Origin of the sequence: Pseudomonas sp. 31 R 17, from assembly GCF_900004915.1 — a bacterium.
Classification (GTDB): domain Bacteria; phylum Pseudomonadota; class Gammaproteobacteria; order Pseudomonadales; family Pseudomonadaceae; genus Aquipseudomonas; species Aquipseudomonas orientalis_A.
Window position 1 is genome coordinate 182,504 of record NZ_CVTN01000079.1, and the last position, 24,291, is coordinate 206,794.

Sequence of the window (24,291 nt, forward strand, 5' to 3'; positions counted from 1 at the left end):
GCAAGCCCCCTCCCACATTGAAACTACGGTGTGTCAGAAATTGTATTTATCCAACCCGCAGGCGTTATGACTTTAATCCTAGGTATCGACCCCGGTTCGCGCATCACCGGTTTTGGCGTGGTGCAGCAGACCCCGCGCGGCTGCGTGTATGTCGCCTCGGGCTGCATCCGCACGGGCGCTGGGGAACTGGCCGAACGCCTGCAGATCGTCTATCGCGGCGTACGGGAAGTCATCCAGACCTACGGCCCGGTGACCATGGGCATCGAAAAAGTCTTTATGGCCAAGAATGCCGATTCGGCGCTCAAGCTCGGCCAGGCGCGTGGCGCGGCCATCGTGGCGGGGGCCGAGGAGGGCATGGAGATCGCCGAATACACCGCGACCCAGGTCAAGCAGGCCGTCGTGGGTACGGGTGGAGCCAATAAAGAGCAGGTGCAGATGATGGTCATGCACATGCTCAAACTCACCTCAAAACCCCAGATCGACGCCTCCGACGCCCTGGCCATCGCCATTTGCCACGCCCACACCCGCTCCAGCCTGCTGCCCCATGGCCTGGGTGCGGCACGCAGTCGTGGCGGACGCCTGCGTCTCTGATAGCATCAGCGCAATCGTTATTTCCGGTCAGGCCTGCTCTGACCCCCAAGCTTTAAGGATCTGAACCGTGATTGGACGCTTGCGCGGCACCCTGGCCGAGAAACAGCCGCCGCACCTGATTCTGGATGTGAATGGATTGGGTTATGAGCTTGAAGTGCCCATGACCACCTTGTACCGCTTGCCGTCGGTCGGCGAGCCGATAACCTTGCACACGCATTTAGTGGTGCGCGAAGACGCGCAACTGCTCTATGGTTTCATCGGCAAGCGCGACCGCGATTTCTTCCGCGAGCTGATTCGGCTCAATGGCGTCGGGCCCAAATTGGCCCTGGCATTGATGTCGAGCCTGGAAGTGGATGAACTGGTACGCGCCGTTTCAGCCCAGGACACCTCGGCCCTGACCAAGGTGCCGGGTGTGGGCAAGAAAACCGCCGAGCGTTTGCTGGTGGAACTCAAGGACCGTTTCAAGGCCTGGGAAGTGGTGCCGAGCATGTTCGCCCTGGTCCCGAACCAGCCGGATATGCCGGCAGGCCAGGTCGCCAGTGCCGAAAGCGATGCGGTCAGTGCGTTGATCTCCCTGGGCTACAAGCCGCAGGAGGCCAGCAAGGCCGTATCGGCCATCAAGGACAAGAACCTGAGCAGTGAAGACATGATCCGCCGAGCCCTGAAGGGAATGATTTAAGTGATAGAAGCTGATCGTCTGATCGCGGCTACCGGCCCGCGCGACCGTGAAGAAGTCCAGGACCGCGCCATCCGCCCCCTGAGCCTGGCCGACTATATCGGCCAGCCCACCGTGCGCGAGCAGATGGAGCTGTTCATCCAGGCCGCGCGCGGGCGCAGTGAGTCGCTGGACCACACGCTGATCTTCGGCCCGCCGGGCCTTGGCAAGACCACCCTGGCCAACATCATTGCCCAGGAAATGGGCGTGTCGATCAAGTCCACGTCCGGCCCGGTGCTGGAGCGCCCCGGCGACCTGGCCGCGTTGCTGACCAATCTGGAACCCCACGACGTCCTGTTTATCGACGAGATCCACCGGTTGTCGCCGATTGTCGAAGAAGTGTTGTACCCGGCGATGGAGGACTTCCAGCTTGACATCATGATCGGCGAAGGCCCGGCGGCCCGTTCGATCAAGCTTGACCTGCCGCCGTTCACGCTGGTGGGGGCCACGACCCGCGCGGGCATGTTGACCAACCCGCTGCGAGACCGTTTCGGCATTGTTCAACGTCTGGAGTTCTATAGCACGGCAGACCTTGCGACCATCGTCAGCCGTTCGGCGAACATCCTCGGCTTGCCGCTGGACCCGGAAGGCGCGTTCGAAATCGCCCGGCGTGCCCGCGGTACACCTCGGATTGCCAACCGCTTGCTGCGCCGTGTGCGCGATTTTGCCGAGGTACGCGCCAAGGGGCATATCACCAAGGCGGTCGCGGACCTGGCCTTGAACCTGCTGGATGTGGACGAACATGGCTTCGATCACCAGGATCGGCGTCTGCTCCTGACCATGATCGAGAAGTTCGACGGCGGCCCGGTGGGCGTGGACAGCCTCGCTGCAGCCATCAGTGAAGAGCGTCACACCATTGAAGATGTACTGGAGCCCTACCTGATCCAGCAGGGCTATATCATGCGCACGCCGCGGGGCAGGGTGGTGACGCGTCATGCCTATTTGCACTTTGGGCTAAACATTCCGTCACGATTGGGAGAGATGCCTGTGGTAGACGAATTTCTCGATGCGGTAGACGATTAAAAAACTGTAGGAGCGAGCTTGCTCGCGAAAAACGTCAACGATAACGCGATATGCCTGGTTATACGCGGCGGCCTCAGGTTCTTCGCGAGCAAGCTCGCTCCTACAGGGTATTTGCGATGTGGGGTGATTTATCCGGGCTTTGTGCTGTCCCAGTGTCTGGCGTCGTCATTTGTCACTGAAGAAAGTGTCAGGAATGCAAAAACAGTTGTCCAGCCGGATTGGCAACCTGAGGAGTAAGCACTAGAGTATGCGCGCGCAAAACGGGGATCAGTCGTTCGCACATCGCTGTCGCGTTTATTACGAGGACACGGATGCCGGCGGCATCGTTTATTACGTCAATTACCTGAAATTCATGGAACGGGCTCGAACCGAGCGGCTAAGGGAGCTGGGCTTTGCCCAATCCACGCTGGCCGGGGAGGACCTGTTATTCGTCGTGCATTCCAGCGAGGCGCGTTACCACGCACCGGCGCGACTGGACGATGAGTTGCTGGTCAGCGCTGAAGTCATCGAATTGAACCGTGCCAGCCTGCGATTCAAGCAGCAGGTCAGGCGGGCTACGGATGCAACGCTGCTCTGTGAGGGGCAGTTCCTGGTGGCATGTGTACGCACCAACAGTTTGAAACCTCGGGCCATTCCCGAAACTCTACGTGCGGCCTTTGCTGCCGTGAGCGGCGCGGGTAAACAATCAAAGCAGGAGATTTAGCGTGGAACCTACCGTCGTCGACCATTCCTCGATGTGGAGCCTGGTCAGTAATGCCAGTATCGTGGTGCAATTGGTCATGCTGACCCTGGTAGCCGCATCGGTTACCTCTTGGGTCATGATTTTTCAGCGCAGCAACCTGCTGCGTGCCGGTCGACGCGCCCTGGAGAGCTTCGAGGAGCGCTTCTGGTCGGGTATCGACCTGTCCAAGCTGTATCGCCAGGCCGGCAGCAATCCGGACCCGGATTCGGGCGTCGAGCAAATCTTCCGCGCCGGCTTCAAGGAATTCTCGCGTCTGCGCCAGCAGCCGGGCGTTGACCCGGAAGCCGTGATGGAAGGCGTGGCCCGAGCCATGCGCGTGGCCATCTCCCGCGAAGAAGAGAAGCTGGAGCAAAGCCTGCCGTTCCTGGCGACCGTCGGCTCCGTCAGCCCGTACATCGGCCTGTTCGGTACCGTATGGGGCATCATGAACTCCTTCCGGGGTCTGGCCCAGGCACAGCAGGCGACCCTGGCCACCGTGGCTCCGGGCATTGCCGAAGCCCTGATCGCCACCGCGATCGGCCTGTTCGCCGCTATCCCCGCAGTAATCGCCTACAACCGTTTTGCCGCCACCAGCGAAACCTTGATCGGCCGTTACTACACCTTCGCCGATGAATTCCAGGCGATCCTGCACCGTAAAGTGCACACCAGCGAAGAATAAGCAGGTAATTCCCAATGGCTTTAATCGCTCGAGCTCGCAAAAAGCGCAAGCCGGTCGCCGAGATGAACGTAGTGCCCTACATCGACGTGATGCTGGTGCTGCTGGTTATCTTCATGGTGACCGCGCCGATGCTCAACCAGGGCGTGAAGGTTGATCTGCCCAAGGTTTCCAGTGAAGCCTTGCCGCAGGACAACAACACTCAGGTCCTGACCATTTCGATCAAGGCTGACAAGACCTACTACTGGAACCTTGGCAGCGAAGTCGACACGCAAAAACAGCAGGACAAGGCCCTGACCTTGCCGGCGATGACCGATGCCGTGACCAAGATCATTCGCTCCGGCAACGAAGGCGGCAAGCACACCCAGGTGTTCATCCGCGGTGACAAGTCGGTCGACTACGGTTCCGTCATGGGCGCCATGGGCGGGCTGCAGAAGGCCGGCGTGGGTAACGTTGGCTTGATTACCGAGGCGCCCTGATGCAGCAACAGCGAGAGCCGTCCGCCTCGGAAAGCTTCTTCTGGCCTAGCGTCTGGGCAATTGCCCTGCACGTCCTGGTGTTCGGCATGCTGTTTGTCAGCTTTGCCATGACCCCGGACCTGCCGCCAGCCAAGCCGATCGTGCAGGCGACCCTGTATCAGCTGAAATCGAAAAGTCAGGCCACCACCCAGACCAATCAGAAGATTGCGGGTGAGGCCCAGAAGTCGGCTGCGCGCCAGACCGAAGTCGAGCAGATGGAACAGAAGAAGGTCGAGCAGGAAGCGGTGAAGGCTGCTGCGGAACAAAAGAAAGAAGAGGCGGCTCAAAAGGCCGAGGAATCGAAAAAGGCTGACGAAGCGAAGAAAGCCGACGAGGCGAAAAAGGCTGATGAAGCCAAGAAGTCCGAGAAAGCTGCCGAAGCCAAAAAGGCCGAAGAGAAACAATTGGCTGATATAGCCAAGAAGAAGTCCGAAGAAGAAGCCAAGAAAGCTGCCGAAGAAGAGGCCAAGAAAAAGGCCGCTGAGGAAGCCAAGAAAAAGATCGTCGAAGACGCGAAGAAGAAAGCCGCCGAAGACGCCAAGAAAAAAGCTGAAGCAGACGAGGCGAAGAAGAAAGTCGCCGACGACGCGAAGAAGAAAGCTGCCGCCGACGCCTCCAAGAAAAAGGCCCAGGAAGCAGCCCGTAAATCCGCCGAAGAGAAAAAGGCCCAGGCCCTGGCAGATTTGCTTTCCGACACGCCGCAGCGTCAGCAAGCCTTGGCCGATGAACGTGGCGATGAAGTCGCGGGCAGTTTTGACGACCTGATCCGGGCGCGGGCAGCGGAAGGCTGGACACGTCCACCTTCGGCACGTAAAGGCATGACAGTAGTGCTGCAGATCGGCATGTTGCCGGACGGTACGGTGACTTCGGTCAGCGTGGCCAAGTCCAGTGGTGACGGTTCGTTCGACAGTTCGGCGGTTGCCGCAGTCAAGAATATTGGCCGGTTGACCGAGATGCAGGGAATGAAACCAAGCGACTTCGCTCCCTATCGTTCATTCAAGATGACATTCACACCTGAGGATCTAGCCTTGTGAGAAACCTTCTTCGAGGAATGCTTGTCGTTATTTGCTGTATGGCAGGGATAGCGGCGGCGGATGAAAAGAACATCCTGGTTACCAGCGGCAGCGATCGGGCCACCCCGATCGCGGTAGTACCGTTCGGCTGGCAGGGCGGCAGCGTTCTGCCGGATGACATGGCCCAGATCGTCAGCGACGACCTGCGCAACTCCGGCTACTACGCACCGATTCCAAAAGGCAACATGATCAGCCAGCCCAACCAGGCCAGTGAAGTCGTGTTCCGTGACTGGAAAGCTGTGGGCGCGCAGTACCTGATGGTCGGCAACATCACGCCGGCCGGCGGTCGCCTGCAAATCACCTACACCTTGTTCAACGTGGCCACCGAGCAGCAGGTCCTGACCGGCAATGTCTCCGGCACCGCTGAACAACTGCGTGACATGGCCCACTACATTTCGGACCAGTCGTTTGAAAAACTCACCGGTATCAAGGGGGCGTTCTCCACGCGCCTGTTGTATGTGACCGCTGAGCGTTTCTCTGTCGACAACACCCGCTACACCCTGCAGCGTTCGGACTACGACGGTGCGCGTGCGGTGACCTTGCTGCAGTCCCGTGAGCCCATCCTGTCGCCGCGCTTCGCGCCGGACGGCAAGCGTATTGCCTACGTATCGTTCGAACAGAAGCGTCCACGTATCTTCGTCCAGCACATTGATACCGGCCGTCGCGAGCAGATCACCAACTTCGAAGGCCTCAACGGTGCACCGGCCTGGTCGCCGGATGGTTCGCGCCTGGCATTCGTGCTGTCCAAGGACGGCAACCCGGATATCTACGTGATGAACATGGCCTCGCGTCAGCTCTCGCGTGTGACCAGCGGCCCGGGTATCAACACCGAACCGTTCTGGGGTAAAGATGGTTCGACCATCTACTTCACCTCTGACCGTGGCGGCAAGCCTCAGGTCTACAAGGCAAATGTGAACGGTGGCGGCGCGGAACGTGTGACCTTTATCGGTAACTACAACGCCAATCCCAAGCTTTCGGCCGATGAAAAGACGTTGGTAATGATTCACCGTCAGGATGGTTTCACTAATTTCCGGGTTGCGGCCCAGGATTTGCAGCGCGGAACCGTGAAAATCCTTACAGATACCAACCTTGATGAGTCAGCCACTGTTGCGCCCAACGGCACCATGGTAATCTACGCCACCCGCCAGCAGGGCCGGGGAGTCTTGATGCTCGTGTCCATCAACGGACGCGTAAGGCTCCCGCTTCCTACCGCACAAGGCGAAGTCAGAGAACCATCCTGGTCCCCTTACCTGAACTGACGCGGCGCTACAAAAAGAAGTACTTAACACACTGGGGTTCATTAGGAGTTTCACGATGGAAATGCTGAAGTTTGGTAAGTTTGCTGCTCTGGCTCTGGCTCTGTCCGTAGCCGTTGGTTGCTCCTCTAAAGGCGGCGACAATGCCGGTGAAGGCGCAGCTGTTGATCCAAACGCTGGTTACGGCGCTAACACTGGTGCAGTCGACGGCTCCCTGAGCGAAGAAGCTGCTCTGCGCGCGATCACCACTTTCTACTTCGAATACGACAGTTCGGACCTGAAGCCAGAAGCCATGCGCGCTCTGGACGTTCACGCCAAGGACCTGAAAGCTAACGGCGCTCGCGTTGTTCTGGAAGGTAACACTGACGCCCGTGGTACTCGTGAGTACAACATGGCTCTGGGCGAGCGTCGTGCGAAAGCCGTTCAGCGCTACCTGGTACTGCAAGGTGTTGCTCCAGGCCAACTGGAACTGGTTTCCTACGGTAAAGAGCGTCCAGTTGCAACTGGCAACGACGAGCAGTCGTGGGCTCAGAACCGTCGCGTCGAACTGCGTAAGTAATTCGTCATGCGAACGTGCCGTCGTGCTCTGACTGTATTGGCTCTCAGCCTCGCACCGCTTGCGGTGTGGGCTGCGGTTCCTGTAACGGATAGCAACTCTGGCTATAACAATAGCGGCAGCAGTTATCCGCCAGCAGGTTATGGCACGAACGGCGCCTATGCTGGGGGCGCGGCTACGGCCGCGCCCTCGGCACAGGGCGAGCTGTTCAACCAGCTGCAACGCATGCAGGATCAATTGGCCCAGCAACAAGGCGCCATTGAAGTTCTGCAGAATCAAGTGAACCAACTCAAGCAAGAAGGCCTGGAGCGTTACCAAGATCTTGATCGACGTATTGGAGCCGGTGTTGCACCTGCCGCTACTCCTGATAATTCTTCTACCGGTGGCGCGCCCAGTGCCGCTGCCGGTGGTGCCGCTGCCGGTGGCGCAGCAGCGGGGGCCGCAGCAGCTGCCCCTGCCGCGAGCAGCGAACCGGGCGATCCGGCGAAGGAAAAACTGTATTACGATGCAGCCTTCGACCTGATCAAGGCCAAGGACTTCGATAAGGCCAGCCAGGCCTTTACCGCGTTCCTGCGCAAGTACCCGAACAGCCAGTACGCGGGCAATGCCCAGTACTGGTTGGGTGAGGTCAACCTGGCGAAAGGTGATTTGCAGGGGGCGGGCCAGGCGTTTGCCAAGGTCAGCCAGCTGTACCCCAAGCATGCCAAGGTGCCTGACTCGCTGTACAAGCTGGCTGACGTAGAACGCCGCCTGGGTCATACCGACAAGGTCAAAGGCATTCTGCAGCAGGTGGTTGCCCAGTATCCGGGCACCTCCGCCGCGCAGTTGGCCCAGCGGGACCTGCAACGCTTGTAGGCAATGCAGCCCGTTTAGAAGAAACCCGCGCCTGGCGCGGGTTTTTTCGTTAGAATCCACGCCCTTTTATGAAACACGCTTCCTGGGGTTGACGCGTTGGCGCAATCCCTTGAAGTGCCTGACGGAGGCGGACAGCCTGTTTAGCTGTTACGCCCGTGGCGACTATGCAAGACACATTACGTATTACCGAAGTTTTTTACTCGTTGCAGGGTGAAACGCGCACTGCCGGCCTGCCCACCGTATTCGTACGGCTCACCGGCTGCCCCTTGCGTTGCCAATACTGTGACAGCGCCTATGCCTTCAGCGGCGGCACCGTTCGCACCCTGGATGACATCCTGGAGCAGGTTGCCGGTTACCGGCCGCGCTACGTCTGTGTAACGGGCGGCGAGCCGTTGGCGCAACCCAATGCCATCCCCTTGCTCAAGCAGTTGTGTGATGCCGGTTACGAGGTCTCCCTGGAAACCAGCGGCGCCTTGGACATCTCTGCGGTAGATCCGCGTGTCAGTCGGGTCGTCGATCTAAAAACCCCTGACTCCAAGGAAGCCCATCGCAATCGCTACGAGAACATGGACTTGCTGACGGCCAACGATCAGGTCAAGTTCGTCATTTGCTCTCGCGACGATTATGACTGGGCGACTTCCAAGCTTATCCAGTTCGGCCTTGAGCATCGAGCGGGGGAGGTGCTGTTTTCCCCAAGTCATCACGACCTCAACGCACGCGATCTTGCGGACTGGGTAGTGGCGGATAACCTGCCGGTACGCCTGCAGTTGCAGTTGCACAAATACCTGTGGAATGACGAACCAGGTCGCTGAGACGGCTGTGGAAGGCCTTCAAACCGCGCCATTTTTGGCTTCAATGGGTTTTTTCTGATTTATTTCAAATAAGGTGTTGAATAATCCTTAGAAATCAGTATTATACGCGCCACCACACAGCGGGTCGTTAGCTCAGTTGGTAGAGCAGTTGGCTTTTAACCAATTGGTCGTAGGTTCGAATCCCACACGACCCACCATTTTTTGGCGGTTTAGAAAATCCGGAAGGCCCACGCAAGTGAGGATTTCCGGGTTTTTTTTTGCCTGTCATTCCGCGTCACCCAATCGATACGCATTGCGCCGTGATCGATTCATCTCGCTGCTCAGCCGATACACCATCTTTTGTCTCGCCCCTGTGCCGATCCCTCAAAGTTATTGCTCTTAAAATAGACAAGTTGAAAGAATTCACCAATATTTTTATAGATATTGGTTGTTTGTGTATTTTTCTTCACCTTGTCGACTCAAATACGCAATTCATGCCAAGCTTTCTTTGTTTAGTATTGGATCCAATGTCGAGCACGGTCAGCGAGGCTGCCCAGGCAACCGACGATCAGTTCTAAAAAGGAGAAGCCGCATGATGCTCAAGGACCCTTCCAGCAAATACCGCCATTTCACCACCGTCGATCTGCCGGACCGCCAATGGCCCAGTGTCGTGCAGGCTGCGGCGCCGACCTGGTGCAGTGTCGATATGCGTGATGGTAACCAGGCGCTGATCGAACCCATGAATGCCGAGCGCAAGCGTCGCTTCTTCGAGCTGCTGGTGAAGGTGGGTTTCAAGGAGATCGAGGTGGGGTTTCCCGCTGCATCCCAGACCGATTTCGATTACGTGCGTGAACTGATCGACAGTGGCGCGATTCCCGACGATGTGACTATCCAGGTGATGACGCAGGCGCGCAGTCATTTGATCGAGCGCACCTTTGAGGCCTTGAAGGGCGCACCGCGAGCGATTGTGCACGTGTACAACGCCACCGCCCCGGTGTTTCGCGAAGTGGTGTTCGGCGTCGACCGCGCCGGCTGCATCGACATCGCCACCCAGGCAACGCGTGAAATCAAGCGTCACATGGACAACAATCCAGATACGCAATGGACGTTCCAGTATTCTCCCGAAACTTTCTGCTTTACCGAACTGGACTTCGCGCTGGAGGTCTGCGAGGCGGTGACGGATGCGTTTGGGCCGACGCCGTCGAACAAAATGATCCTGAATCTGCCGACCACCGTGGAAGTCTCCACGGCGAACGTCTTCGCCGATCAGATCGAGTGGTTTTGCCGACATTTCAGCCGGCGCGACAGCGTGGTCATCAGTGTTCACCCGCATAACGATCGCGGCACCGGAGTGGCGACGGCCGAGCAGGCTTGCCTGGCCGGGGCCGAGCGTGTCGAGGGCACCTTGTTCGGCAACGGTGAGCGCACCGGCAACGTGGATATCCTGACGCTGGCAATGAACCTCTACACCAGCGGCATCGACCCGCAACTGGATTTCTCCGACATCATTCATGTGCAGCGTGAGGTTGAGTTCTGCAACCAACTGCCCACGCACCCGCGCCATCCCTACGCCGGGGAGTTGGTGTTCACGGCGTTCTCGGGCTCGCACCAGGACGCGATCAAAAAAGGTTTCGCGGCGCGCCAGGCCAATCCCGACGGACGCTGGGAAGTGCCGTACCTGCCGATCGATCCGGCCGACATGGGGCGCAGCTATGAGGCGGTGATTCGCGTCAACAGCCAGTCGGGCAAAGGCGGCGTCGCGTACCTGCTGGAACAGCATGGCATTGTTATGCCGCGCCGGTTGCAGATGGAATTCAGCAGCCTGGTCCAGCAGGAAGCCGATGCTTCCGGCCAGGAAGTCAGCGGCGAGATGATCCTGGCCTGCTTTACCCGGCACTACCTGGATCAGGGCAACCCTTACACGTTGTTGCAGCCCAAGTTGGTCAGCGAAGGCAGCGTGACTTACCTGGAGGGCACGCTGACCGGCGGTGCGAGGGACATCGACTTGAGCGGCGAAGGCAATGGCCCGCTGGCGGCGCTGGTGGATGCCTTCGCTCAACGCGGCGTGCACTTCGACATCGCCGATTACCATGAGCATGCCACCCGTGACGGTGCCCAGGCCGAGGCGCTGGCCTACGTGGAGATCCGTGTGAACAACCAGCTGCTGTTTGGTGCCGCCCGCGATGGCAGTATCCTGCTGGCGTCCCTCAAGGCGGTGACGAGTGCGGTCAACCGCGCATCGCGTCTGGGCCTGCTCAGCGTGGTGAGTGCTGCGGTGCCTTCCTGAGATGAATGCGCATACCGCATTGGCGGCGCTCACCGGTAACTTTGGTCACGGTGACATCGTTGCCTCGCATCGACATGAAGAAGGCCAGTTGGTCTATGCAATCAACGGCGTGATGCTGGTATCGGTGGTCGGCACCACGTGGGTGGTGCCTTCCGGACACGCGTTGTGGGTGCCCTCGGGGCAGGAGCATCAGATCCGCATGACCGGCGAGGTGCGCATGCGCACGTTGCTGATCACCCCCGGCGCCCACCGTGCCTTGACCGAGGAGTGCCACGTCATCCGCGTATCGCCACTGCTGCGCGAGTTGATCATCGCTGCGTCCGAGGTGCCGGACAGTGAGTCGGCCGTAGTGCGTCACGTGCAGATTGTCGACCTGATTTTCTCCGAACTCGACAGGGCACAAAGGGTCTTGGCCCATGTACCGATCCCGGACGAACCGCGCCTCAAATCACTGTGTGCCGACTTTATCGACAACCCCTCCCAGGAGTCGAAACTGGAGAGCTGGGCGGTGCAACTCAATATGAGTTCGCGCACCCTGGCTCGGCTGTTCCAGAAAGAGTTGGGCATGAGTTATGGCGAGTGGCGCAAGCGCACGCGGCTGCTGCTGAGCATGCAGCGCCTGGCCTGCGGCGTGTCCATTCTGGAAGTGGCGCTGGAGCATGGTTACCAAAGCCCGAGCGCTTTTACCGCGATGTTCAAACGCACCATGGGTTATACACCGAGCAACTGCCGTCTGGTCTGAGCCGCACCCGGCGTTCACACCCCTCCCACTGGACATGGCCCGCGACTACGCAGGGCCATGTTTGCGTCTGCGCGGCCGGCGGTTGCTCAGGATTCAACGGTGGCACGCAGGTTGTCCCAATCGAAACGATGGTTGTCTGGAACTCGGGAGATGCGCGACGCGGTGCTCTCTTAATCTGCGTCTCTACTTAGCACTCTGGATTTCTGCGATGGGTTCGCCTTCTTTTTCCGCGCGGCACTGCCGTCTTTCGCTCCTGGGCGTGGCGGTTGTCTGGTTGACGGGGTGTTCCTCCTGGGTCGCCCATACGCCGGCGCAACCCCACCCGCAGCGCATCGATGCCTTGAGTCGCCTGCCGCAAGGCGTATCGGCCCAGGCGTTACCCGACCGTTGGTGGCAGTTGTACAACGACCCCAGACTCGATGCGCTGGTGCAGCAAGCGTTGGCGCACAACCGTGACCTGGCGGCGGCGCAGGCCCATGTTCAGGCGATGCTGGCCGGGATCATGCAGGCCGACGCCGAGCGCTGGCCGTCCACGCAGGCCTCGCTGGGCGCCGTTTACGGCAAGACGGCCGATGATCAGACTCTGGCCAAGGCCACCGACAGCCACGCGCCATCGCAGTGGGCGTTCAACCCGGGCTTCGAGTTGGCTTACCAGGTGGATGTGTGGGGCCAGGTCCAGCGCAGTATCGAGCGGGCGCAGGTGCAGGCGGCGGCGGCCCAGGACGCCGAGGACCTGCTGCGTATCACGGTCGCTGCGCAAACCACTCGCGCTTACGTGAATGCCTGTGCCCTGGGCGCACGCGCCAAGGTGCAGCGCCATTCACTGGAAGTGGTCGGGCACAGCCTGGCACTGACCGATCGCCAGCGTCAGGCAGGCGTGGTCACGGATCTTGAATACAGCCGCATGCAGGCATTGCAGGGCGAAACCCTGGCCTTGCTGCCGATGCTGGAGGCGCGTCGCCAGGCCGCGTTGTATGAGCTGGCGATGCTGACTGGCGTGGCGGACCTGGAGCAAGGCTCAGGCGCGGCGACCTGCGAAGTGGTGCCGCAACTCGCCGCCGCGCTGCCGGTGGGGGACGGCTGGCAATTACTGGCGCGCCGCCCGGATATTCGCCAGGCCGAGCGGGCATTGCAGGCAGCCACGTTACAAGTGGATATCGTCCAGGCCGACCTGTATCCGAAGGTGACCTTTGGTGCGTCAGTGTCTTCCTCGGCCAGCAAACCCCATGAATTGGGCGACAGTAGCGCGGTGATGTTCGGCATCGGCCCGCTGATCACCTGGCAGTTCCCCAACTGGCGTGCCAATCGCGCACGGGTCAACCAGGCCCGGGCGCTCGAGCAGGTGCAGGTCGCGCAATTCGAGGCCAGCGTGCTCAACGCCCTCAAGGACGTGCGCCAGTCACTGGCGTTGTACGACGGCGAGCGCCAGCGCCACGCCGCCCTGAGCCAGGCGCTGGAGAGCAGTCAGCACGCCTACAGGCTCGCGCAGTTCAATTACAACGCCGGCTCCATCGACTTTCTCGACGTGCTCGACAGCGAGCGTGAGCTGATCCGCCTGCAAGCCACGCGCGCTGACGCCGATGGCCAGTTGCTGCAGCGCCAGATCAGTCTGTTTCGCGCCCTGGGCGGCGGCTGGCAGTCCGCTTCCAGCCAGGCCCCGACCGCTGCGCTCACCCACGCTTCCGTCAATTCTTCCGGTACCCAGCCATGAATATTGCTGTTGATGAGAAAAACACTGTGCAGGATGAGCAGGAGCAGGTGGTCGAGCAACTCATGCACGACCGCAAGCAACGCCGCAAACGCAACCTGATCCTGCTCGGTGGTGCTGTTTTATTGATCGCGGCAGTGGCGTTCGGCGTGTATTGGATGACCATCGGGCGCTACCTGGAACAGACCGATGATGCCTACGTGCGCGCTGACTGGATTCCCATCAGTCCGCGGGTATCGGGCTACGTGGCCCAGGTGTTGGTCGAGGATGACCAGCCCGTCAAGGCCGGCGATGTGCTGGTGCGCATCGAGGACCGTGACTACCAGGCGAGGTTGGCCCAGGCCCGTGCGGAGTTGGCCGAAGCGCAAGCCTCGATTGCCGCCCAGCAGGCCAACCTGCAAGTCACCGACAGCCTGATCGCGCAACAAAAGGCCGGTATTGCCCAGGCTGAGGCGCACACGCGCAGTGTGGGAGCGGAGTTGCGCCGCGCCGGTCTGGATCAGCGTCGCTATGAAGGCCTGGTCCGTGAGCATGCCGCCAGCGCCCAGCGCCTGGAAAGCGCAGCCGCCAGTTACACCCAGGCCAGCGCTGCGGTGGAAATTGCCCGGGCGATGCAACGCCAGCAGGAAACCCGGCTGAATGTCGCCATTACCCGGCGCCAATTGGCCGATGCCTCGCTCCAGCAGCAAATAGCCCGGCGCGGCCAGGCCGAGGCGCAGTTGAAACTGGCGACCAACGCGCTTGAAGACACCTTGATCCGCGCGCCGATCGACGGGGTGGTGGGGCAGCGCAAGGTGCGCACGCGCCAGTACGTCGCGCCGGGCCTGCCGCTGCTGGCGGTGGTGCCTTTGCACCAGGCCTATGTGGTGGCCAACTACAAGGAAACCCAACTGCGCGACATGCGCGCCGGGCAACCGGTGGACATCAGTGTCGACAGCTATTCGGGACGCAAGCTCACGGGGCATGTGGTGAGTTTTTCGCCGGGCTCGGGAGCGGTGTTCGCACTGCTGCCGTCGGACAACGCCACCGGCAACTTCACCAAGATCGTGCAGCGCTTCCCGGTGAAGATCGTGATCGATCAGCACGATGAAGGTGGCCCGATTCTGCCGGGCATGTCGGTGATTACCACGGTAGATACCCGTCCTGCCGTGCAGGACGCCAAGCATGACTGAGATCGGCGAGAAAACCGTCTCCTTTCGCGCCTGGGTGGCGGTGATCGGCGGGCTGTTCGGCTGTTTCATGGCCGGCATGAACGTACACGTGACCAGCGCCGCGCTGCCTGAAATCGAAGGCTCGCTGGGCGCGACCTTTGAGGAGGGCTCGTGGATTTCCACGGCGTATCTGGTCGCCGAAATCGTCATGATCCCGCTGACCGCCTGGCTGGTGCAGGTGTTTTCCCTGCGCCGGGTGATGCTGGTGGGCTCGTTTGTATTCCTGGTGGCTTCCATCGCGTGTTCCTGGGCGCCCAACCTGGAAGTGATGATCATCATCCGGGTCATCCAGGGCGCCGCCGGCGCGGTGCTGATCCCGTTGTCGTTCCAACTGATCATCACCGAACTGCCACCGAGCAAGATCGCCATGGGCATGGCGCTGTTCGCCCTGTCCAACAGCGTGGCCCAGGCCGCCGGGCCGTCGATTGGCGGCTGGCTGACTGACGCCTATTCCTGGCGCTGGATTTTCTACCTGCAACTGGCCCCCGGCATTCTGCTGTTGCTGGCGGTGGCGTGGTCCATCGATGCCAAACCGATGCAGTTGAGCCTGCTCAAGCGCGGCGACTGGGGCGGTATTTTGGCCATGATCGTCGGCCTTGGCGGTTTGCAGATCGTGCTCGAAGAGGGCGGGCGCAAGGACTGGTTCGGCTCCGATTTCATCGTGTGGATGTCCTTGGTCGCAGGCATTGCCCTGGTGTATTTCGTGCTGTCACAGCTCTACGGCAGCCGCTCCTTCATCAACCTGCGCTTGCTCAAAAGCTACAACTTCGGCGTGGCGAGCGCGGCGATGTTCATTTTTGGCGGGGCCACGTTCGGCCTGGTCTTTCTGGTACCCAATTACCTGTCCCAGTTGCAGGGCTACAACGCGCGCGAAATCGGCATCAGCCTGATTGCCTACGGCATGGTGCAACTGGTGCTGGCACCGTTCATGCCGCGCCTGATGAAGTGGCTCAACCCGAAGCTGATGGTTGCCAGCGGCTTTTTCATCATGGCCCTGGGGTGCTATCTAGGTGCGCATCTGGACGTGGACAGCGCCGCCAACGTGATCATCCCGTCCACCGTGGTACGGGGCATCGGGCAGCCATTGATCATGGTGGCGTTGTCGGTGTTGGCCGTGTCCGGGTTGGCCAAGGATGAAGCCGGTTCGGCTTCCGCCTTGTTCTCCATGCTGCGCAATTTGGGGGGCGCCGTGGGCACAGCCGGGTTGACGCAGATCGTTGCGATGCGCGAGCGCTTTCATTCCGAGCGCGTCGGCGAGTCGATCACCCTGTTTTCCCCATCATTGCAGGAGCGCCTGCGCGCCAGCATGGCGGACAGTGAAGCATTCATCTTCAACCAGCTAATGCCCGCCCAACAGCAAGTGATTGAAAGCCTGATGCATACGGTGCGTCGCGAGGCCTACCTGATGGCCTACAGCGATGCGTTCTACGTGTCCTGTATCGCGTTGATCCTGTGTGGTGTGGCGGCATTGGCATTGCGTCAACAAGCAAAGAATTAAATGCATAAAGTCCGCAATTGATACGCGGTACTTCTCAACGAGCAAGAGGGAACTTGAATGGTGAAAAGGCGAATGGCCTGTTGACAGTTTAGTGACTTGCTAACTTAGCAATGACATACAGTTTGCAAATGCTCAGATCCGGTGGGTAGGCAAACTCACGCCCGACAAAGTTGATGTCTATAACTTTGATCGGGCTTCTGTTGTTGTATGTTTTATAGTTCGGAAATATTTTGTATTATTTATTGAGAAAACACTTGCTGAGCGTAATGAACTTCCTCTAAGTTTCGTCTTGCTTCGGCGGCTGACCGCTCGGTCCGACGAAGTGTCATGCTGTAATTCAACTGAAATACATAGTGTGCTGGCCGGTAATGGCGAGATAAGCCTGCTCATGCCTGAAAAAAGGCAGGCTGGTTTATATCGAACGGTCGGGACCCAACTAAGCCTGATGAGGAGAGCAACATGGAAGATAAAAAGTCGCACTTGAACGCCAAGAAAACCGAACTGGGCAATCATCGGATCTTTGCTGAGATCAATTCATTGCCGGTCTTGCGCGCCTTTATGGAAACCCATGTCTTTGCCGTGTGGGATTTCATGTCTCTGGCCAAGCGTCTGCAACAGGACCTGACCTGTACTCGACTGCCATGGCTCCCACCCCTGGACCCGGCGGCAGCGCACTTGATCAACGAAATCATCCTCGGCGAAGAGTCTGACCAGAACCTGCAGGGCGGTCACTACAGCCACTTCGAACTCTACCTGCACGCTATGCGTGAAGTCGGCGCCAGCACCGACAAGATTGAATTCTTCGTCAAACTGATGCGTGAAGGTGTTGACCTGCAGACCGCGTTGAACCGCTGCGGCGCAGGCCTGGCAGCCTCGGCCTTTGTGACCGACACCATCGAAACCGCCATAAACGCTTCCACGCACTGTGTCGCCGCAGCGTTCCTGCATGGGCGTGAGAGCGTTATTCCGGAGATGTTCCAGCGCATTCTTGATGACTGGGATATCACCGCCGACGACGCCCCGACCTTCCGCTACTACTTGCAACGCCATATTGAAGTCGACTCCGAAGATCACGGCCCGGCGGCGGAAAGCCTGCTCGCGCGCCTGGTCAACGGTGATGCTCAGCGCCAGGACGAAGTCTACGAATCGGCCATCGCAGCCGTGCAAAGTCGCCTGGCGCTTTGGGACAACTTGCGCGTGGCCATGCGCGAAAATGTCAGTGAGTGCGTGGCATGAACATAGAAATCATCGAAGCGGACCAGGCCCAATGGTTCGAGGTCAAGTCCGAGCGCGGAATCACGTTGACGGTATTCAAGGACACGTTGGACCCCATCAATAAAACCGGTATTCGCACGCGTCTGGTGCGTTTTCATCCGGGCGGCGGCACCCGTGAAATCTACACGCATGAGTATCACGAAGAAGTGTACTTGATCGAAGGCGATCAAACAGAGTTGGCCAGTAATGAACGTCCCGAGAAGACGTACCGTGATGGCGCTTACTTCTTCAGGGCGGCGCACACCGAGCACGGTCCGTTCAACTCCAAAGACGGCTGCCTGTTGTTTGAAGTGCACTACTACTGATCATCATGAACAAAGGGAACGCTTCATGAGAGCTGAAGAATATCAATCATTTTCCGAAGCGTGGGAGGAGCGTGCGACGATTCGTACGCGCCCGAGGCGTCGTTTGGAAGATGATGAAAAGTTAATATTCCCGATCAGTCGCCAACCGCTGGTAATGGGCGCAACGTTCATCCGCGAATGTGCGCACTTGCAGCACTTTGTGCTTGTTCAAAGCCTGTACAAGTTCATTAATGATGTGGTGATTTTCGAGACGGAAATCGTCGACAAAACCGCCAGGAGCATCGCGAAAGATAACTTCGCCATCCGCTTCCCGTTTGCCTGCCGGTATGACGCGATGACCGTGGTAGTTGATGAGGACTATCACGCATTGGTGGCGATGGATTACATGCAACAGACCATCGAGCTGACCGGGATCGAACCCATCACCTTGCCTGCGGAAATCGAACTCAGCCGTTCGATTCCCAAAGCCCTGGCGATGGCGCCCGAGCACCTCAAAGCGGCTGTGGAGTTGATCTGCGTCGCGGTGGCCGAAAATACCTTGACCAACGATGTCGCGGCATTTGCCCGGGACGACTCGGTGAAGGCATCGGTCAAGGGGTTGATGGCAGACCATTTGGCGGACGAGGGACGGCACTCCGGTTTCTGGGCCAAGTTGACGCGCATTTACTGGCGCACCGCGAGCGAGGAAGACAAGCGCACGCTCGCCGCGATCATGCCGGTGTTTCTCGCTGAGTACCTGACGAACGAAATCCAGCAGGGGTTCGATTTCGCCTTGATCGAGCAGTTGCCGGTGAGCCCTGCTGTCAAGGCGGCGCTGCGCGAGGAGGTCGAAGGCATGAGTTTTCCGATCACGCCGACGCACCCGCTGGTGGGCAACATCGTCCGATTCTTCAAACACAGCGCCATGCTCGACGCTCCCTGCATGCAGGAAGCGCTCGCCGATTATTTGCGCTAGAGGAGAACTTCAATGAGACATCTTGATATCGTTCTGTGCGGGCGCAGCCATGCGCTCGCCTGCCTTACGCAAGAGTTGCAGCAGATGGGCCATACCACCCATCTGCTGCCCACTGACAATGCCAATGAGCACGCCCGGTTACCGGTGCCGGACCTGCTGATCGATGACGCCAGCACGACGCGGTTCCCTCAGTATCCTGCGTGCCACCGTCTGTCCTTACGGATGCGGTCCGACGATGCCGGCGATGTGTTCGCGCCCTTGCACCTTGAATGCCTGTGGCGTGCGGGGGAGGGCGACTGGATGACGCTGGGACGTCGTGAAGTCGATGCCGACACGGCCGGCAATGGCGCCGACCTGATGCAGGAAGCCATCGCACACGTGGTGGACATGGCCAGCGTGCACATCGGCCGCTACTCGCGCAGTGCCGACTACCTCGAGACGCCGCGTGAGCCGGTCAAGGCGCTCGACAGTCTGTCGAGCCTGACCCGGCTGGATCGACTGGCCTGGCAGCATCGCCACAATGCGACTGCCAACCTCGGGTTGCTGCAGGAAGCCCGGCAACCCTTCGTCCAGCGCCTGGCCGACAGTCTGCTGGCCAATGCCGAGCGCAGTGCCTTGAAAGTCGATGGGCACGGCATGTCCTATGCGCAACTGCATGCTTACAGCGTGGCCATCCAGGAGCGCTTGCAGCCTTTGCTTCACGCGCAGGGCGGGGGGCTGACCGTGGTCGGCATCTCCTTGCCCAAGGGCTCGGCACTGTACGCAGCGATCCTGGCGGTGATCGGCTGCGGCGCCGTGTACCTGCCGCTCGACCCGAACCATCCTGCCGAGCGTCGTGGGGCGATCCTCAAGCATGCCAATGCCAGCTTGCTGATCCAGGAGACCGACGCCGTCAACCCGCTCGCGGGCCTGGCGACCCTGGACATCAGCCACCTGGATTTCTTCCACCATGGCGCCAAAGGCTACAGCCGCGTGGCCCTGGCGCCGGATCAGAGTCTGCTGCGCGTGCCGTTGGCGGGGGCGGCGCCCTGTGTGGCGATCTATACCTCGGGCACCACCGGGCAACCCAAGGGCGTTTTGCTGAGCGTCGACAACCTGAGCCACTTTTGCGCGTGGTATGCGCGCTATGTGGAGCTGGACCGTCACAGCCGTGCGTTGCAGTTTTCCACGATCAATTTCGATGCCTCGCTACTGGACATCTTCCCCACGCTGATCCAGGGCGCCGAACTGATCGTCCCCACCGAGGACCAGCGTCGCGATCCCGTCGCGCTGGCCGAGTTGATTGAGCAGGAGCAGGTGACTCACGCCTTCCTGCCACCGGCCTTGCTCAGCATCCTTGCGCTCGAATCGCTGTACGGCCTGCAGCATCTGGTGACGGGGGGCGATGTGTGCGAGCCCCATGTCATCGAGCAACTGGTGGGGCACTGCCAGTTGCATAACATTTACGGCCCGACCGAGACCACGGTGCTTGCCACGTGCCGCACGTTCCAGGCAGGCGACAATAACCGCAACCTCGGCGTGCCGATTGCCAATACCGCGATTTACCTGCTCGATGAGCAGGGGCAGCCGGTCGGGCAAAACGGCAGTGGTGAGATCCATATCGCCGGGCCGGGGGTGGGCCTGGGTTATCTGGACGCCGCGCAAATGACCGCCGAGCGTTACCGCCTGCATGAATTGCCCGACGGGCAACGGTTGCGCCTGTACCGCACCGGCGACCTGGCGCGTTGGACCGAGGACGGCATCCAGATCATCGGACGCCTGGATAACCAGGTGAAGATTCGCGGTTTTCGTGTCGAGCCCGAAGAAATCGAACACTTGCTGCAATCAAGCCAGTTGTTCCGTCAGCTGGCGGTGGTGATCGATCAGCAGCGGCGCATCCTCGCGTTTTTCTCCCAGTCCCACGGCGGTGACGGCCACGCCGCCAGCGAACAGTTGCAGGCTTATGCGCTCAAGCACTTGCCCGACTACATGCGCCCCAGCGCTTACTGCCTGCTGGAACGCCTGCCGGCCACGGCCAACGGCAAAGTCGACCGTAAGGCCTTGAAGAATCTGCCCGTGAACTACAAACCCCAAGGGCCGCGTCAGGCACCGCAGAACCCCACGCAGGAGCAGTTGCTCGGGCTGTGGTCCACCCTGCTGGACATGCCCGGCGCCGACATCTCCGTGGAGGACAGCTTTTTCAATCTCGGCGGCCACTCGATCCTGCTGTCGCAAATGCTCATGGGCATTCGCGAGATGTTCGGCAAAGGGGTTTCGATCAACCGCTTTATCGAACAGCCGACGCTGATCAATCTCGCGAACCTGATCGACCAGGACGTCGAAGCCACCGCCACCGTCAGCCCGCAGGCATTGCGTGACGCGACGCTGCGGCCTGAGCTGGACGTATTGCCGATCAGCCGCCTGGGCAACCTGCATAAAGTCATCGTCACCGGCTCCAACGGGTTTCTGGGTGTGCACATCGTTGAAGCACTGCTGGAACTGGGCAGCACCGAAGTGGCCTGCCTGGTGCGCGAGTCGGGGGGGATGAGCGCTCAGCAGCGTTTCGAACAGGCGTTGATTCAGAACCGCCTCGAGCACCTTGACCTGAGCCGGGTGCGGGTGTTGGCGGCCGATATCAGCCAGCCTCGCCTGGGCCTGTCGGAAGCGGACTACGAGTGGCTGGACCGTGAATACGGCGTGTTGATCTATAACGCGGCCAACGTCAACCACGTGCTCGACTATGAATCGCTGGTCAAGGACAACGTCACGCCCGTGCTGGAATGCCTGCAACTGTGTGAGGGGCGCAGCAAGAAGGTGTTCAATTTCATCTCCACCTTGTCCGCGTCCAGCACGGTGGATGCACAGGGGCGCGTGCTGGAAGAACCACCGGCGTTCACACCGCCGATCTACATTCGCAATGGCTACAACCTGTCCAAGTGGGTGGCCGAGCGCATCTTGTGGAACGCCAGTGAGTCGGGGGTGTGGGTGAACCTCTATCGTCCGGGAAACATTGCCTTCAATACGCGGACCGGGGTGTGCCAGCCCCATCAGAACCGCTTGATGCTGATGCTCAAGGGGTCATTGCAGCTTAAGGAAGTGCCTGAGCTGGCGCTGAACTTCGACCTGATGCCGGTGGACTTCCTGGCTCGCTTCATCGCGTTTCACGCCAGCCGGCATAACCGCTCCAAGGCGGTCTTCAACCTGCACAACCCGTTGCCCTTGAGCTGGGCGCATTACCTGGAGGCGTTTCGCGCCGCTGGTCACGATTTCCAGATGGTCCCGGTGACACAATGGCAGCAGCGCCTGTCGGCGATCGACAGTGACAATGCGTTATTCGGTGTCGTCGGCTTTTACCTCAATGGCTTTGAAGAGGACATCGGCGATATCTCGATGATCGAGTACCACAATGCGCTCTCAGGCATCCGTAGCATGGGTGAAGACTACCCGGCCAAAAACAGTGCGCTGCTGCAAAAAGGCTGCGACTACCTCAAGCAAATCGATTTCATCTAAGCAAAAAAAGGAGCTGTCCCATGCAACATTTTGAACCCGATACCCTGGTACGCAACCCCGTGGGCAACCCTGTGGTCGCCAGCGTCACGGTCAATGGCGACGCGCGCAGCGTGTGGAATATCGTCGGAGACTTTTCCGGTTTCGCCAAATTCATCCCGGCGTTGTCCCACATCGAAATGACCGGCGAGGGCGTGCGCTCGGTACGCAAGAAGCTGTTCAAGGACGGCAATGTGGTGATCGAGCAACTCAACAGCCATGACAACGAAGGCATGACCATGACCTGGTCGCTGATCTACACCTCGCTGAATATCGGCAACCTGTGGGCCGTCATGCAAGTGGAGCCGCAAGGTGCGAATCAAAGCCTGGCGACCTGGACCATCATTGGCCAGCCCTATACCGGCGGCCCGGAGGACGTGCCGGCGTTCGAGGCGTTCCTGCAAGGGTTTGCCGATGATGCGATGAGCAACGTGCAGAAGCTGTTTGCCTGACGCTTCAGGTGTGCCGCCCTGTGAGTACCGTTGGATCAGCGGTATTCGCGGGGCTTTGAACCCGCCGTACTCCCCCCGCAAAATGCCCGCGTACTGCCAGATTAGGCTTTTGAATCCATTCGATATTCTGTAGCCTTGCGCAGCTTCAGCTTTACCCGTGCTTGATGAACACACACTTCGTCCGGCGGCGCCCGAAGGGCTCCAGAGCCGGTGGTACACTCGACTTTCGCGCTACTGCGCCTGCAGGTCTTGCGAACATGACGCACATTTCCGAACGCCTACTGGTTCAAGCCCATCTCGACGCCAAGCAGCCCAAGGCCCTCAGTGCCGATGAGGAAGCGAGCCTGCGTGCCGCCATCGCCGCCGAGCTCAAGGCTCAGGACGCGGTGCTGGTTGCCCACTTTTATTGCGACCCGGTGATTCAGGCGCTGGCCGAAGAGACCGGCGGTTGTGTTTCCGACTCCCTGGAAATGGCGCGCTTCGGCGCCGCGCACCCAGCCAAAACCGTGCTGGTGGCGGGGGTACGGTTCATGGGCGAAACCGCAAAGATTCTGACCCCGGAAAAACGTATCCTGATGCCGACCCTGGAAGCGACCTGCTCCCTGGACCTGGGTTGCCCGGTGGACGAATTCTCCGCGTTCTGTGACCAGCACCCCGAGCGCACGGTGGTGGTCTACGCCAATACCTCGGCGGCGGTCAAAGCCCGCGCCGATTGGGTGGTGACGTCCAGTTGCGCGCTGGAGATCGTCGAAAGCCTGATGGACAACGGCGAGACGATTATCTGGGGCCCGGACAAGCACCTGGGCACCTACATCCAGCGCCAGACCGGCGCCGACATGCTGCTGTGGGACGGTGCCTGCATCGTCCACGAAGAGTTCAAGTCCAAGCAGCTCGAAGACATGAAAGCGCTTTATCCGGACGCGGCGATCCTGGTGCACCCGGAATCGCCGACCTCGGTGATCGAGCTGGCGGACGCCGTCGGTTCCACCAGCCAGTTGATTGCGGCAGCCCAGCGCCTGCCGAACAAGACGTTCATTGTCGCCACCGACCGCGGCATCTTCTACAAGATGCAGCAGCTGTGCCCGGACAAAGTCTTCATCGAAGCGCCTACCGCCGGCAACGGCGCCGCGTGCCGCAGCTGCGCGCACTGTCCGTGGATGGCGATGAATACGCTGGAACGTACGTTGCAGTGCCTGCGCGAGGGCAGTAACGAGATATTCGTCGAGCCTTCGGTGATCCCGCAGGCGGTGCGGCCGCTCAAGCGCATGCTCGACTTCACCCAGGCTGCACGCCTCAAGCTCGCCGGTAACGCCTGATTCAAGACTGCCTGGGTAAAAACTGTGGGAGGGGGCAAGCCCCCGATGGCCATAGGTATCGACACAACTCTGTAGCGCTCAACTGTAACCACGATGCGAAGCGAGTCGTTCTTGATCTTGATCTGCTTTTGATCCTAGGCGCCCCGTTAAACCACGCTGGCCGAACGCAGGCTTGAATTCGTGGGTAACCCGGCAGGACGCCGGGTTAGCCGCACTGGGCCATGGATGGCCCATTGCGGCGG

General features: G+C 60.0%; 22 protein-coding genes and 1 tRNA gene. All 23 read left to right on the plus strand.

Going from position 1 to position 24,291, the window contains the following annotated elements:
* Nucleotides 1–66 precede the first annotated feature (66 nt).
* The 23 genes from ruvC to nadA all read left to right on the plus strand — a co-directional run bounded on the left by ruvC (nt 67) and on the right by nadA (nt 24,049).
* On the plus strand, nt 67–591 hold the full coding sequence (ruvC, locus tag BFP89_RS22330) for a crossover junction endodeoxyribonuclease RuvC (RefSeq protein WP_019821257.1): 525 nt from the start codon (nt 67–69) through the stop codon (nt 589–591).
* Between the two features lie 67 nt (nt 592–658).
* Complete coding sequence (gene ruvA, locus BFP89_RS22335) at nt 659–1,270, plus strand: Holliday junction branch migration protein RuvA (RefSeq protein WP_003175802.1); 612 nt, start codon at nt 659–661, stop codon at nt 1,268–1,270.
* On the plus strand, nt 1,271–2,329 hold the full coding sequence (ruvB, locus tag BFP89_RS22340; protein WP_053135842.1) for a Holliday junction branch migration DNA helicase RuvB: 1,059 nt from the start codon (nt 1,271–1,273) through the stop codon (nt 2,327–2,329).
* 247 nt (nt 2,330–2,576) lie between these two features.
* On the plus strand, nt 2,577–3,032 hold the full coding sequence (gene ybgC / locus BFP89_RS22345; RefSeq protein ID WP_003175800.1) for a tol-pal system-associated acyl-CoA thioesterase: 456 nt from the start codon (nt 2,577–2,579) through the stop codon (nt 3,030–3,032).
* A gap of 1 nt (nt 3,033) precedes the next feature.
* Nucleotides 3,034–3,729: a protein TolQ gene (gene tolQ / locus BFP89_RS22350; protein ID WP_034115768.1), complete on the plus strand. Its 696-nt coding sequence runs from the start codon at nt 3,034–3,036 to the stop codon at nt 3,727–3,729.
* A 23-nt stretch (nt 3,730–3,752) separates the two neighbouring features.
* Nucleotides 3,753–4,205: a protein TolR gene (gene tolR, locus BFP89_RS22355; RefSeq protein WP_161793227.1), complete on the plus strand. Its 453-nt coding sequence runs from the start codon at nt 3,753–3,755 to the stop codon at nt 4,203–4,205.
* Nucleotides 4,205–5,278, plus strand: a complete 1,074-nt coding sequence (tolA, locus tag BFP89_RS22360; RefSeq protein ID WP_065887602.1) for a cell envelope integrity protein TolA — start codon at nt 4,205–4,207, stop codon at nt 5,276–5,278. The genes tolR and tolA overlap by 1 nt, the downstream gene beginning before the upstream one ends.
* A gap of 17 nt (nt 5,279–5,295) precedes the next feature.
* Nucleotides 5,296–6,576, plus strand: coding sequence for a Tol-Pal system beta propeller repeat protein TolB (gene tolB, locus BFP89_RS22365; protein WP_065887603.1), 1,281 nt, complete (start codon nt 5,296–5,298; stop codon nt 6,574–6,576).
* Between the two features lie 55 nt (nt 6,577–6,631).
* Entirely contained in the window at nt 6,632–7,132 is a 501-nt protein-coding gene (gene pal / locus BFP89_RS22370) for a peptidoglycan-associated lipoprotein Pal (protein WP_003193861.1), read from the plus strand.
* Between the two features lie 6 nt (nt 7,133–7,138).
* Nucleotides 7,139–7,984, plus strand: coding sequence for a tol-pal system protein YbgF (ybgF, locus tag BFP89_RS22375; RefSeq protein ID WP_065887604.1), 846 nt, complete (start codon nt 7,139–7,141; stop codon nt 7,982–7,984).
* Nucleotides 7,985–8,148: 164 nt separating this feature from the next.
* On the plus strand, nt 8,149–8,796 hold the full coding sequence (gene queE, locus BFP89_RS22380) for a 7-carboxy-7-deazaguanine synthase QueE (protein WP_065887605.1): 648 nt from the start codon (nt 8,149–8,151) through the stop codon (nt 8,794–8,796).
* Between the two features lie 121 nt (nt 8,797–8,917).
* Nucleotides 8,918–8,993 (plus strand) — tRNA-Lys (locus tag BFP89_RS22385).
* A gap of 374 nt (nt 8,994–9,367) precedes the next feature.
* A complete protein-coding gene (gene leuA, locus BFP89_RS22390) occupies nt 9,368–11,062 on the plus strand; it encodes a 2-isopropylmalate synthase (protein WP_065887606.1) in 1,695 nt (564 codons plus the stop codon).
* Between the two features lies 1 nt (nt 11,063).
* Nucleotides 11,064–11,804 (plus strand): AraC family transcriptional regulator, encoded by a 741-nt coding sequence (locus tag BFP89_RS22395; RefSeq protein ID WP_065887607.1) that lies wholly within the window; start codon nt 11,064–11,066, stop codon nt 11,802–11,804.
* 208 nt (nt 11,805–12,012) lie between these two features.
* Nucleotides 12,013–13,515, plus strand: a complete 1,503-nt coding sequence (locus tag BFP89_RS22400; protein WP_065887608.1) for an efflux transporter outer membrane subunit — start codon at nt 12,013–12,015, stop codon at nt 13,513–13,515.
* Nucleotides 13,512–14,684 carry an HlyD family secretion protein gene (locus tag BFP89_RS22405; protein WP_065887609.1) on the plus strand — a complete coding sequence of 391 codons (1,173 nt, stop codon included), beginning with the start codon at nt 13,512–13,514 and terminating at the stop codon, nt 14,682–14,684. The genes BFP89_RS22400 and BFP89_RS22405 overlap by 4 nt, the downstream gene beginning before the upstream one ends.
* Nucleotides 14,677–16,221: an MDR family MFS transporter gene (locus tag BFP89_RS22410; RefSeq protein WP_065887610.1), complete on the plus strand. Its 1,545-nt coding sequence runs from the start codon at nt 14,677–14,679 to the stop codon at nt 16,219–16,221. Before BFP89_RS22405 ends, BFP89_RS22410 begins: the two co-directional genes overlap by 8 nt.
* Before the next feature lie 459 nt (nt 16,222–16,680).
* Complete coding sequence (locus BFP89_RS22415) at nt 16,681–17,457, plus strand: DUF3050 domain-containing protein (RefSeq protein ID WP_065887611.1); 777 nt, start codon at nt 16,681–16,683, stop codon at nt 17,455–17,457.
* On the plus strand, nt 17,454–17,801 hold the full coding sequence (locus BFP89_RS22420; RefSeq protein ID WP_065887612.1) for a DUF4437 domain-containing protein: 348 nt from the start codon (nt 17,454–17,456) through the stop codon (nt 17,799–17,801). The genes BFP89_RS22415 and BFP89_RS22420 overlap by 4 nt, the downstream gene beginning before the upstream one ends.
* A 25-nt stretch (nt 17,802–17,826) precedes the next feature.
* Nucleotides 17,827–18,756: a diiron oxygenase gene (locus tag BFP89_RS22425; protein WP_065887613.1), complete on the plus strand. Its 930-nt coding sequence runs from the start codon at nt 17,827–17,829 to the stop codon at nt 18,754–18,756.
* Nucleotides 18,757–18,768: 12 nt separating this feature from the next.
* Nucleotides 18,769–22,245: an amino acid adenylation domain-containing protein gene (locus BFP89_RS22430; RefSeq protein ID WP_065887614.1), complete on the plus strand. Its 3,477-nt coding sequence runs from the start codon at nt 18,769–18,771 to the stop codon at nt 22,243–22,245.
* Between the two features lie 20 nt (nt 22,246–22,265).
* A complete protein-coding gene (locus BFP89_RS22435) occupies nt 22,266–22,733 on the plus strand; it encodes an SRPBCC family protein (RefSeq protein ID WP_065887615.1) in 468 nt (155 codons plus the stop codon).
* A 257-nt stretch (nt 22,734–22,990) separates the two neighbouring features.
* Nucleotides 22,991–24,049 carry a quinolinate synthase NadA gene (gene nadA, locus BFP89_RS22440; protein WP_065887616.1) on the plus strand — a complete coding sequence of 353 codons (1,059 nt, stop codon included), beginning with the start codon at nt 22,991–22,993 and terminating at the stop codon, nt 24,047–24,049.
* The last annotated feature ends 242 nt before the right edge of the window (nt 24,050–24,291 follow it).